The 12,748-nt window shown below is 40.2% G+C and carries 11 protein-coding genes; 6 read left to right on the top strand and 5 right to left on the bottom strand.

Going from position 1 to position 12,748, the window contains the following annotated elements; all coding sequences use genetic code 11:
• Nucleotides 1–41: 41 nt before the first annotated feature.
• The 6 genes from V7783_RS09580 (at nucleotide 42) to V7783_RS09555 (ending at nucleotide 5,456) form a co-directional block, all read left to right on the top strand.
• Entirely contained in the window at nucleotides 42–1,043 is a 1,002-nt protein-coding gene (locus tag V7783_RS09580) for a sensor histidine kinase (protein WP_335678533.1), read from the top strand.
• Nucleotides 1,043–1,753: a LytR/AlgR family response regulator transcription factor gene (locus V7783_RS09575; protein WP_064668119.1), complete on the top strand. Its 711-nt coding sequence runs from the start codon at nucleotides 1,043–1,045 to the stop codon at nucleotides 1,751–1,753. Before V7783_RS09580 ends, V7783_RS09575 begins: the two co-directional genes overlap by 1 nt.
• Before the next feature lie 19 nt (nucleotides 1,754–1,772).
• Complete coding sequence (locus V7783_RS09570; protein WP_064668120.1) at nucleotides 1,773–2,627, top strand: acyl-CoA thioester hydrolase/BAAT C-terminal domain-containing protein; 855 nt, start codon at nucleotides 1,773–1,775, stop codon at nucleotides 2,625–2,627.
• Nucleotides 2,628–3,241: 614 nt separating this feature from the next.
• A complete protein-coding gene (locus tag V7783_RS09565; RefSeq protein ID WP_335678532.1) occupies nucleotides 3,242–4,612 on the top strand; it encodes a serine hydrolase domain-containing protein in 1,371 nt (456 codons plus the stop codon).
• Nucleotides 4,613–4,947: 335 nt separating this feature from the next.
• Nucleotides 4,948–5,199: a type II toxin-antitoxin system Phd/YefM family antitoxin gene (locus V7783_RS09560; protein WP_016710239.1), complete on the top strand. Its 252-nt coding sequence runs from the start codon at nucleotides 4,948–4,950 to the stop codon at nucleotides 5,197–5,199.
• On the top strand, nucleotides 5,196–5,456 hold the full coding sequence (locus tag V7783_RS09555) for a Txe/YoeB family addiction module toxin (protein ID WP_335678531.1): 261 nt from the start codon (nucleotides 5,196–5,198) through the stop codon (nucleotides 5,454–5,456). The genes V7783_RS09560 and V7783_RS09555 overlap by 4 nt, the downstream gene beginning before the upstream one ends.
• A 143-nt stretch (nucleotides 5,457–5,599) precedes the next feature.
• On the opposite strand, the gene ppiD is transcribed toward V7783_RS09555, so the two are convergent.
• The 5 genes from ppiD to clpP form a co-directional block, all read right to left on the bottom strand.
• The gene (gene ppiD, locus V7783_RS09550; protein WP_335678530.1) at nucleotides 5,600–7,504 is read right to left on the bottom strand and encodes a peptidylprolyl isomerase; all 1,905 of its coding nucleotides are present in this window, start codon (nucleotides 7,502–7,504) and stop codon (nucleotides 5,600–5,602) included.
• 171 nt (nucleotides 7,505–7,675) lie between these two features.
• Nucleotides 7,676–7,978 carry an HU family DNA-binding protein gene (locus V7783_RS09545; RefSeq protein ID WP_301562686.1) on the bottom strand — a complete coding sequence of 101 codons (303 nt, stop codon included), beginning with the start codon at nucleotides 7,976–7,978 and terminating at the stop codon, nucleotides 7,676–7,678.
• 185 nt (nucleotides 7,979–8,163) lie between these two features.
• The gene (gene lon / locus V7783_RS09540) at nucleotides 8,164–10,524 is read right to left on the bottom strand and encodes an endopeptidase La (protein ID WP_301561951.1); all 2,361 of its coding nucleotides are present in this window, start codon (nucleotides 10,522–10,524) and stop codon (nucleotides 8,164–8,166) included.
• 150 nt (nucleotides 10,525–10,674) lie between these two features.
• Nucleotides 10,675–11,958 carry an ATP-dependent protease ATP-binding subunit ClpX gene (gene clpX / locus V7783_RS09535; RefSeq protein ID WP_064668126.1) on the bottom strand — a complete coding sequence of 428 codons (1,284 nt, stop codon included), beginning with the start codon at nucleotides 11,956–11,958 and terminating at the stop codon, nucleotides 10,675–10,677.
• A 134-nt stretch (nucleotides 11,959–12,092) separates the two neighbouring features.
• Nucleotides 12,093–12,710, bottom strand: a complete 618-nt coding sequence (clpP, locus tag V7783_RS09530) for an ATP-dependent Clp endopeptidase proteolytic subunit ClpP (RefSeq protein WP_064668127.1) — start codon at nucleotides 12,708–12,710, stop codon at nucleotides 12,093–12,095.
• Between the last annotated feature and the right edge of the window lie 38 nt (nucleotides 12,711–12,748).

The following is a 12,748-nucleotide window of genomic DNA, read 5'->3' as shown; positions in this document are numbered from 1 at the left end:
ATATTCATTAACTACTTGTCTTGATTATGGTCAATCTCATATTGCAGCGAAACGAATATTTCGCAATTTTAGCTATCGTTGCCGCAATAAGCTTTGCTATCAGCCTTACTGATTGGACGCAGCGGGGCATGCTGTTGTCGGCGAATATCGCGCTTTCTTCTATTTTGGCTGTTGTGCTGATCTACTGGCTACCTATGATGATAAGTTACGTACTCATTATCCGTTTCAAGATAGGCAATTGGCCGCTGCAATATATCGGTTTTTACGGGTTGATGGTAATGGGCTGCTTATATTGGGGTGTACTCAGAAGTGGAATGTTAAATACCCATGCATTTTCACTGTTTGAGGCGCTAACAATCGCACTGCCTTGGTCTAGCGGTATTTTTGTGGTGGTTAAGTTCTACCTTTCCCAAAAGTTGCTAAAACAAGAAAAACAGCTTCGCCAACTTGCTGAAATTAAGTTATTACACAGCCAGTTAAACCCGCACTTTATGTTCAACAGCCTCAACACAATCGCAGCCTTTGTACCAAAACAACCAGAAGTAGCACAGTCTTTGGTTCATAACCTCGCTGCGGTATTAAGGTATTCATTAACGCATTCAGTAACAAACGGAAAAATACCGAGCAAAGTATCCGTTGCAGATGAGCTTGTCGCACTAAATCAATGGTGTGAGATAGAGCAGAGCCGATTTGGGGATGCGCTTCTCATCGACTTTGATATCGACGACGCGTTGTTGAGCGAAGTAATTCCGCCAATGATTTTACAGCCGATTTTAGAAAATGCAGTAAAACATGGCAACAGCAGGCCGCTTCACATTGATGTATTAATCAAAAAGTTAGCGAACCAGTTAGTGTTCAAAATCAGTGACAATGGGATGGGCTTTAAGGAGCAGGACATATTGGGTTCGTTAGGCGCGGGACTCGGTCTTTCGATCACCCGCTCAAGGTTAAAGTTGGAAGTAAATGCCGACCTTAGGCTTTGTAACGACATGCAGACTGGCGGTGCAGTTGTCAGCTTTTCACTCACACGAGGAACAAAGTAATGTTGAACATTGCGATTGTGGAAGATGAACAACCTGCCATTGATAAGTTAACTGAACAACTTGGCCAGATCACTAAGCACAATCTAGTACTAACTTGTAACACGGCATTAGCATTTCTTGATGCACATCAAGAATTTGTGATAGATATTGTGTTTGTAGATATTAACTTGCCCGAATGCAATGGTGTCACTTTGGTCGAAGAACTACAAGGGGTGGGGTTTTCAGGTGCGATAATTTTTACCACGGCTTACAGTGAGTTTGCGGTTGAAGCCTTTACGCTCGGTGCGGTTGATTATCTGCTCAAACCGTATAGTACTGAACGCCTAGCGCTCGCTTTATCGAGAGTCAATCGTGTTATAACGACAGGGTCAGTCGCTACTTTAACGAGTAAGATAGCGGGGAAAACATCGCTAATTGATGTCAGTAATATCGAACTTATAAAGCTGGAATACGGTCAAGCCATCGCGTTTAGCAATGGACAGCAATATCCCATTGATGGCTCCCTTGAGGAGATCCAACACCAATTGCCAACACATTTCTTAAGAGTTCACCGTCATGCCATTGTAAACCAAAGTGCGATAACTGCGTTTGAACGCTGGGTTACAGGGGGTTACCTTGTAAAATTGCGTGATAGCAATTTGCAAGTTGTGACCAGCCGGGGCGGTGCAAAACTACTCAAACAACAACTGAGCAACACAGGGCTCAGCTAACTCAAAAAAAGGTAATAAAATGATTAAAATTATGATGCCATTTTCTTTGGTAGGGATTCTTGCGGCCTGTTCAAATACGACTATTCCTGATGTTAAGCGCCAGTTTATCGACGATGGTCAGACTCACCCACTGGTTGTGGTGTTAGGTGGCAGCGAAGGGGGAAATACACTCGCTAATCCTCAGTGGAAACCATTTTTAGATGGGTTTAATGATATTGGTATCTCAGTAGCGGCACTTGGTTATTATGGCACTGAAAATACACCGAACAGTGCAGCTGAATTATCTTTGGATGACATAGCCAAACGGATAAAAGCATTGAGTGCAGATCCAAAGATAAACCAAAACTGCGTGGCGGTATATGGCTTTTCTAAAGGAGCAGAGCTTGCATTGTTACTCGGTGCGCACTTTGATGAGATAAACCATGTTGTGTCCATCATGCCTAGTCACGTAAGCTGGAATGCTGTTAAGACCTTGTCTTCTCGCTCGAGTTGGACGCTCAGCGGCAATGCTCTGGACTACATTGATGCACCACTGCTGTCATGGAAAATGCAAAAGGGGAATGTAACGGGTGAGTTTACACCTGCCTTTGAGGCTGCATTGGCTGAGGCAACTCCTGAAGCAATTGCAGCCGCTCGTATCCCGGTTGAAAAAACCAATGGGCCAGTGCTACTGGTCTCTGCCAAACACGATGAAATTTGGCCATCGTACAGAATGGCTGGATATATAGAAGCTGGTTTACATGAAGCTAGTTTCTCTCATCCATTTAAACATATCGCACTTAATTCGGGTCACTACAGTTTTAACAAAAAAGTGAAAACTGAGGTAAATCAATTTTTAAGCGAAACCTTGGTAGCACGTTGCGCGAATAAGTAGTAATGAATTAACCCAGTTTTTATATTCTTTGTCGTTGCAAAGTTTATCGAGCTGCAGGTAGCGTTGTGCCTGCAGCTTTTAATCACTTTTTGTATTTTGCCGGTGTGATCTGAAACTCTAATAAGATGAGATTGATCAGCATAGTCGCAATCTAGTAATAATGATCGAAGTCTTTCTTTTTGTGCTTATTGACTTGTATTCCGTTGAGTGGTTAGAAACTGAGCTTCCCCTGATAAAGTAGACATTGAGTGGCTAGTTGATTTAACTCGTACCATCTAAGTAATATAATAAAAGAAGCTTTTATATAAAAACAACCTCCCCTTCTAATAATACTTATATTTAGCAATAACTTACCCTTTACTATTAATAGAAAATACTAAAATAAGAATGTTACCAAGTTAAGATAAAAAATGCTCTCTGATAAAGCTGTTACATTCACTTGTCCATTATGAGCAAGTATACTTTCATCAAAATTAAAATAAGCCATTGAATAATAGCAATTTTATTTATTAAATTGCAAACAACTGTGATATATGCAATATTACAGACTACAAGCGTAATCTAACCGTACTTTTTATTTACAGGCATGCTAGATGATTAAGGGAACATAGTTTATGGGAAAAAATATATTTTTTTGTCTTTGTATAGGGTTGTATGGAATAAAAGCTATCGCACAACAACACAACTTTGCTGAATTAATGCAGTGCCATAACTCTTCAGAAGCCCCAGGTATGGCTGTTAGGTTAGAACAGTCAGGTAAACATATTTATAGTGGTGCAATTGGTTTGGCAAATATTAATACTGAGAGGCCTCTTAACGTAGATGATATATTTCAAATAGGTTCTGTCACGAAAACATTTACTGCTGTAGCAATCTTGAAACTATCGGAAGAAAAAAAACTATCGTTACAAGATACATTAGCGAAATTTATTCCTGATATTAACCCTGAGTTTAGATACTTAACGATTGATAGAATTTTAAGCCATACTTCTGGTCTGCCAGATTACTTAGGGGACCCTTCAGTAAGTAAAATTTATGATAAATATGCTTCTATTGATCAAGTTATACAAAATATAAGTAAACAACCTCTTAACTCAGAGCCTGGTAAAAAATATAGTTATTCAAATTTGGGTTACGTCTTTCTGGGAAAAGTCATTGAAATTGCTTCTGGGACTCCATATGACCAGTTCATGTCCAACACATTTTTTAAACCTCTGAAAATGGATAATACTTTTGTTATTACTAAAGGAACATCTGCTGGGGAAGTAAACGGCTACACTACTAGTCGCAATGAGCCTAAAAAGTATATTAATCCGGAAGATTCAACAGAAAGGCGATGGAATGTTGATCGTAGTTGGATCTATTCTGCGGGCGCTATTGCTTCTACACTTGCTGATATGCACCTTTGGCAAAATGCATTAAAGTCAGGGCAGATAATTTCAAAAGAAAACTATAATCTAATGACCTCCAAGGCATTATTAAATAATAATGCGCATGTGGATTATGGATATGGCTTAGATATATACAAAATAAGTGGATTAGATAGCTTTAGCCACCAAGGTCAGGTTCCCGGATTTTTTGCTTGGCATGTCTATTTTCCAAATGAAGATTTAACCGCTACAGCGTTAACCAACATCGACACAAAACACCCAGGCCCCGCTTTATTAGACATGATAGCACTACAACTAAATTTATCCCCTAAGCCAGTAAATAGTCAAAAAATAAAGGCTATAGCAGCATCTTTAGTTGGCAGTTATCGTTCTTCCGATTCAAAAACTTTAACCATTTCGTTCGAAAAAGGTACACTTTATTCTCAATATGAAGGTGAAAATAAACTAAAAATCATACCACGGGAAAACAACTCGTATTCTTATGAGTGTACTGAAAATTACTTTCAGCTTAGAGAAAATAATGGGAAGCATGAAATCGTCCCAGTGTATTTATATCAAGGTGAGCAAGATGCACTTGTTAAATTAGAATTATGAAAAATAGACTAAGGTTATCAACGGTTGCTCATAACACTTTGCGGCCTAATTTTCACCTCAATGACTGGCATATTTTAATTATTTTCTCATAAGCGCAGCGCCTCTTAATCTCTTTGTGAATAAATCACTTAAAGGGCTTTATGCGGCGCTTTTATATGAGAGTAATGCGCGAGGTAAACTCGAGCCTACAAGCCACACTCCCCTAGCACCTAATTACCTTTAACCTTTAACCTTTAACCTTGTAACTAACTCCTGTGTCTTAATTTAAAGTGACTTATTATTTGTGCATAGGCTATACTGTACAAATTAACGTACATGAACATTTTGGAGTTGTTATGGATGCTATTAGTTATACTGCTGCTCGCGCTAATTTAGCGAGTACCATGGCGCAGGTATGCGATGATCATGCGCCGATTATTATTACCCGTAAGAGTGAAAGTCCGGTGGTTATGATGTCGTTAGAAGATTATAACGCCATGCAAGAAACCACTTACCTACTTAGATCCCCCGCCAATGCCCGCAAGCTTTTGGAGTCAATTGCCGAGCTTGAGCAAGGTGAAGGCACGCAAAGAGAGTTAATTGAGTGAAATTAACCTTTTCTACTCATGCGTGGCAAGAATACCTTTATTGGCAAGGCCATGATAAAAAAATACTGAAACGTATAAATTTATTAATTAAAGATATTCAACGCAGCCCACATGAAGGGTTAGGTAAGCCTGAGCCATTAAAACATGGTTTATCAGGATATTGGTCTCGCCGCATAAATGATGAGCACAGAATAGTATACAAGTACCAAGACGACACGCTTTTAATCGCACAACTAAGGTACCACTACGGCACTTAAAAAATTACAATCATTGCGCAAGGTAAACTCGCGCCTACAACACCACACTCCCCTAGTGCCTTTAACCTAGCACCTTTAACCTTTATATTTTGCTCACAAAAAAAGCGCCATTAGGCGCTTTTTTCGGTTTGCTTAATTAAGCATTACTCTGTGGCGGCTTGCGCTTTAGGTAAGTTTAATTCTGCGTTTGCTTTTAAAGCTTCAATGAATACCATGTAGTTTTTGTTAACTTGGGCCATGGTAATATTTTGCTTAAGTTGCGCTTCAATTTCACCTTCAACAGTGGCGTTAGTCACGGCTTTTAAGGCTACAATTGCGGCATCACCGTTGTTTAATTCAACTTTTTCAACTACAGGTGTGTCAGTTGGGTGAGCCATTTTAAAGGCGTGTTGAACGATTGCAGGCGATACTGTGTAAGCTTGGCGAGTCAGTGCTGCTTCTTGACGTAGTTCTAAGCCTTGCTCAGTTACTAGGTCATTTAAGCTCTTGCCTGCTTCAATTTCTGCATACAGTGTTGTTGCTTTTTCTTTAGCAAGTTCTGATGCTTTTTGGCTTACTAAGCGTGCTTTAATTTGCTCAGATACATCAGCAAGTGCTTTGGTTGCAGCTGGTTTGTGCTTTTTAACACGTACTACCACAACATGCTCATCACCTACTTCGATAACTTCTGAGTTCATTTTATCTTCAAGTACATCTGGCGAGAAGATTGCAGCCGTTACCGCTGGTGTATTAAGCGGTGCTGGTAAAGCATTGCGGTCTACAAGTTCAGTCATTTGTACTTCAACACCGGCAACTTCTGCAGCGTCAATTAAGGTATCTGAAATTTCAAATGCAATGGCGCCCATTTCTGTTTGCTTTTCATAGAATGCATTTACTTTTGCAGTGCGCTCAAGTTCAGTACGTAAATCAGCTTTAACAGCGTCATAGGCTTTAACCTGCTCACTTTGAATATCAGTTAACTGAATGATGTGGTAACCAAACTCAGATTGTACTACATCTGAATAATCGCCTTTATTTGCTAATGCGAATGCTGCATCTTCAAACGCAGGATCCATCATGTCGCGTTCGATCCAATCTAAATCACCGCCCATTTCAGCACTAACGATATCATCAGATGATGATTCAGCTAATGCAGCAAAGTCAGCGCCTTGCTGTAGTTGTGCTAATAAGTCTTCTGCTTTTGCTTTGGCGGCATCATCGTCTTCGCTGTTATCAACTAAGATATGCGCTACACGGCGTTTTTCTGGTTCAATGTATTGCGCACTATTTTGCTCGTAATACGCTTTAACGTCTTCTTCGCTTACATTGGTATCAAGTGTTAGGTTAGCTGCATTTAAATCAATGTAGCTTACTGATACTTGCTCTGGCGCTAAAAATTGTGATGTATTCAAGTCATAGTAATCAGCAATTTCTTGCTCACTTACAGCGACATTTTCTTGTAACGACTCTTTACTGATCACAACATAATCAATACTGCGTGTTTGTTGTTGTAGTGCTACAGCACTGGCCAGTTCACTATTTAAGGCAAAGTCAGTACCTGCAACCGCTGATATTAGCTGGCTACGAGTCATCTCTTCACGTAAATATTCACGAAATGCATCTGGCTGGAAGTTCATTTGACGAATAACTTGTAAGTAACGATCGTTATTAAACTGGCCACCAATTTGGAAGTATGGCAGTTCTAAAATCGCTTTTTTAACACTCTCGTCACTAACACGTAAACCGAGTTCTGCCGCTAGTTGTGTTTGCAATTCTTGTTGTACTAGACGGTCAACAACGCCTTGACGAATTTGTGCCATGTAATTTGGATCAGCTGCAATTTGTGCAAAGTATTCGCCAAATTGTTGCTCTAAACGTGCACGTTCGTTTTGGAACGCACGGCTAAATTCGGTTTGGCTAATTTTAACTCCATTTACTTCAGCTACGGGCTGCTCTGTGGTTTGACCTAAATAACCACCGATCCCTGCTAAGGCAAAAGATAAAATCACCGCGCCTAAAATAACTTTAGCTACCGGTCCTTGCGAACCTTCTCTGATTTTCTCAAGCATTTATTTATCTCTATTCTATTCGAGGCAGAAATCGCCTTGCTTATGTAAAAAAAGCGTATCTTACCAGATACGCTTTTTCACTTGAAGCAGTAGGCGAGAAAGATAGTTAATTAAGCTGTAAAAGCGATTAACTTCTTACACTGCCAAAACTAACTCACTAAAGAGCAGTGATTAGCTATTACATGCGTCTTTAAGCGCTTTGCCCGCTTTAAAAGCTGGGATAGTCGCTGCAGCGATTTGAATTGTCTCGCCAGTTTGTGGGTTACGGCCAGAACGTGCAGCACGCTCACGTACTGAGAAAGTACCAAAACCAACAAGTGCTACTGAATCGCCATCTTTAAGAGCGCCAGAAACAGCCTCGATGAATGAATCAAGTGCACGACCCGCAGCCGCTTTAGAAATGTCAGCATCAGCTGCGATTTGATCGATTAATTGAGATTTATTCACAATATCATCCTCTTTCATTGTTATTATCAAGAGCGATTGTTTTTTAAACTAACATCACTATTTTGAAAATTTTAGAGCAAACTTTTTCATGCTCATACGATTGTAATTTTTCTTAAGCCTAGGCCACATAAGGCCTAGGCTTGAAAACCAGTGCTTAACTTATCATATCATCTAGATTTGAAAAGCCCTTTAAAGCACTTTTTTTCGCTTTTTTACTGGTTTTTAGGTGTTTCGACCGAAAAACTCTCAACTGGGTGTACTAAAGCCAGTTTTAAAACCTCATCAATCCACGTAACTGGATGAATATCAAGTCCTGCCAATACATTGTCAGGGATCTCTTTTAAGTCACGTTCGTTAATTTTTGGAATAATAACCGTTTTAATACCACCACGGTGAGCAGCTAGTAACTTTTCTTTTAAGCCACCAATTGGTAAAACTTCACCACGTAATGTGATTTCACCCGTCATCGCCACATCAGCTCGTACAGGATTACCGGTTAAGCTTGACACTAAACCTGTAACCATCGCCGCACCGGCACTTGGGCCATCTTTTGGCGTAGCACCCTCAGGTACGTGTACGTGGATATCACGTTTTTCGTAAAAGTCACTGTTGATACGAAATGCATCAGCACGATTTCGCACAACTGTCATAGCTGCTTGAATCGACTCTTGCATCACATCACCCAGCGAACCGGTGTAACTTAGCTTGCCTTTACCTGGTACTGCAGCACATTCGATGGTCAGTAAATCACCGCCCACTTCGGTCCATGCAAGTCCAGTTACTTGGCCAATACGGTCGCCATCTTCAGCTTTACCGTAATCATAGCGTTGTACACCTAAAAACTCTTCAAGGTTATCAGCATTGATAGTGACGGTTTGTGTGCCTTTTTCAAGCAAGATATTTTTCACCGCTTTACGGCATAATTTAGAAATTTCACGCTCTAAATTACGCACGCCCGCTTCACGGGTGTAATAGCGAATAATGCCGATAATTGCGCTGTCTTCAAGGATCAGTTCGCCGTCTTTTAAGCCATTGCGTTTAACTTGTTTAACAATTAAATGTTCTTTAGCAATATTAAGCTTCTCATCTTCGGTATAACCCGATAGGCGGATGACTTCCATACGATCCAATAACGGGCCTGGAATATTAAAGCTGTTTGATGTTGCCACGAACATTACATCAGATAAGTCATAATCAACTTCTAAGTAATGATCTGCAAAATGACTATTTTGCTCTGGATCAAGTACTTCAAGTAATGCTGAAGCGGGATCGCCACGCATATCAGATGACATTTTGTCGATTTCATCTAATAAGAATAATGGGTTTTTAACGCCCACTTTACTCATATTTTGAATCAGCTTACCTGGCATTGAGCCAATGTAAGTACGACGGTGACCACGAATTTCCGCTTCATCACGCACACCACCTAGGGCCATACGAATATACTTACGCCCTGTTGAACGAGCAATCGATTGACCTAATGATGTTTTACCTACCCCTGGCGGACCGACAAGGCATAAAATAGGCCCTTTAAGTTTATTGGTACGCTGTTGCACGGCGAGGTATTCAATAATGCGTTCTTTGACTTTATCAAGGCCGTGATGGTCGCTATCTAAAATCTTTTGTGCGCCCGCTAAGTCTTTTTTCACTTTCGAGCGTTTTTTCCATGGCACATTAATTAATGTGTCAATGTATGAACGCACTACGGTGGCTTCTGCCGACATTGGCGACATCATTTTAAGCTTAGCAAGCTCTGAATTGGCTTTTTCTTGCGCATCGCTGCTCATGCCTGATTCTTCGATACGTTTTTTCAGCGCTTCGAATTCATCGGGTACGTCGTCAAGTTCACCAAGTTCTTTTTGAATGGCTTTCATTTGCTCATTGAGGTAATACTCGCGCTGCGATTTTTCCATTTGCTTTTTAACGCGGGTACGAATTTTTTTCTCAACTTGCAGTAAATCGATTTCACCTTCCATCAACGCCATTAAGTATTCTAGGCGCTCTGTCACATTGGTGATTTCGAGTACTTTTTGTTTTTCAGGTACTTTCAATGGCATGTGCGCTGCCATAGTATCAGCAAGGCGCGGCGCTTCATCAATGCCACTAACCGAGGTTAATACCTCAGGTGGAATCTTTTTGTTAAGCTTTACATAACCTTCAAACTGACTAATCGCACTGCGAATGAACACATCTTGTTCTTGCTCATCAATTTCTTCTGAGCCAATAAACTGGGCGTTGGCAACAAAAAAGTCTTCATTATCAATAAAGCTTTCTAGTTTCGCGCGTTGCGTGCCTTCAACCAATACTTTAACTGTGCCATCAGGTAATTTAAGCAGTTGTAAAACGGTGGCAATAGTTCCCACACGGTAAATATCATCCTGCTCAGGCTCATCCACGGTCGCGTCTTTTTGCGCAACAAGGAAAATTTGTTTGTCTTTATCCATTGCCGCTTCAAGGCATTTAATTGATTTTTCACGGCCTACAAAAAGCGGGATCACCATGTGCGGATATACCACGACATCGCGCAGTGCTAGCACCGGGATTTCGACTCGATCTGTTCTCTCAAGCGTCATTATTTTTCTCTTCGCTCTTCATTTATTTTAAAGATTACTCAAGTATATGGGGATAACCTAAGTAAAGTTCAACAATTTAACGTAACTGGATTAAATAAATTATAAAAAAAGGAGCACTAGGCTCCTTTTTAATATCAAAATGAGTAAATTTTACTCAGATGCCGCTTTATCTTGGCTGGCACTTTGATAAATCAAAATAGGATCTGATTCACCTTTGATCACGGTTTCGTCAATTACGACTTTACTGACGTTTTCCATTGAAGGAAGCTCGTACATAGTATCGAGTAACACCGCTTCAACGATTGAACGAAGACCACGTGCACCTGTTTTACGCTCCATCGCTTTATGAGCGATAGCACGCAATGCGTCATCACGGAATTCAAGTTCAACGTCTTCCATACCAAATAATGCGCCGTACTGCTTTGTTAAGGCGTTTTTAGGCTCATTTAAAATTTGCACTAAAGCTGACTCATCAAGTTCAGTTAACGTTGCCACTACTGGTAGGCGACCGATAAACTCTGGGATCAAACCGTATTTTACTAAATCTTCTGGCTCAACATCTTTAAATGTATCACTTAAAGAACGACTCGCCGCAGATTCTTTTACGTTTACCCCAAAACCAATACCGGTATTTTTGTGGCTACGCTGTTCAATTACTTTATCAAGACCGGAGAATGCACCACCACAGATAAATAAGATCTTAGAGGTATCGACCTGTAAAAACTCTTGCTGTGGATGTTTACGTCCGCCTTGTGGTGGCACTGATGCCACAGTCCCTTCAATCAATTTAAGTAGTGCTTGTTGCACGCCTTCACCTGATACGTCACGGGTGATTGATGGGTTGTCAGATTTACGTGAAATTTTATCAATCTCATCGATGTAAACAATACCACGTTGTGCTTTCTCAACGTCGTAGTCACATTTTTGCAGTAGCTTTTGGATGATGTTTTCAACATCTTCTCCCACATAACCGGCTTCGGTTAATGTGGTTGCATCAGCCATAGTAAATGGCACATCAAGTAAACGTGCTAATGTCTCTGCTAATAATGTTTTACCGCTACCTGTTGGGCCAATAAGTAGGATATTACTTTTACCTAACTCAATGTCGACCTTGGTGCTTTGATTACGTAATCGTTTGTAGTGGTTATAAACCGCTACTGACAATACTTTTTTAGCGTGATCTTGACCAATAACATAATCATCTAAATGATTACGAATTTCTTTTGGTGCAGGCAGTTTATCAGAGGTATTGTGCTTAGGCGCAATGTCTTTGATCTCTTCCCTGATAATGTCATTACACAGCTCAACACATTCATCACAAATGTATACTGAAGGCCCTGCAATGAGTTTACGAACTTCATGCTGGCTTTTGCCACAAAAAGAGCAGTATAACAATTTATTACTTTTGTCGCCGTCTGTAGGAGTGTCAGACATTCAGCTACCTCATCTTATACGTTGGCTGCCAAACTACTTAGCAGCTATTTCAATACGTTTTACTATACCAAAAATCTTTGGTTTTCACAGTGTAAACGACTTCAGCAAGTAGCGTTAACTACTCGCTGTTATATTTACTTACTTTCGCGATTAGTAAATACCGCATCAACTAAACCATAATCAACGGCTTGAGTTGCGCTCATAAAGTTATCACGGTCTGTATCTTTTGAAATCACATCTAATGGTTGGCCAGTATGCTCTGCCATTAAACGGTTTAATTTGTCTTTAATAGACAGGATTTCTTTAGCGTGTATTTCAAAGTCAGATGCTTGACCTTGGAAACCACCTAATGGTTGGTGAATCATCACGCGTGAATTAGGTAAACAATAACGTTTGCCTTTTGCACCAGCTGTTAATAAGAATGCACCCATGCTAGCCGCTTGACCAACACAAATTGTACTTACATCTGGTTTAATAAAATTCATGGTGTCGTAGATTGCCATACCCGCAGTCACTGAACCACCCGGTGAATTGATATATAAAAAGATATCTTTTTCTGGGTTTTCTGACTCTAAAAATAACATTTGCGCTAAAATTAGATTCGCCATGTTATCTTCAACTTGGCCCGTTAAAAATATGATTCGCTCTTTTAATAGTCTCGAATAAATATCATACGAGCGCTCGCCTTTTGCTGTCTGTTCAACAACCATTGGAACTAATGCATTTAGAGGATCTGTAATACCAGTGTTCATACTTATTTTATTCCTTATGCGCTTATACTTATCCTTAT

It is taken from the genome of Pseudoalteromonas sp. (assembly GCF_036960685.1).
Lineage (GTDB): Bacteria > Pseudomonadota > Gammaproteobacteria > Enterobacterales > Alteromonadaceae > Pseudoalteromonas.
Note: the sequence above shows the minus strand (reverse complement) of the source record. Positions and strands in the feature narration are given on the sequence as shown.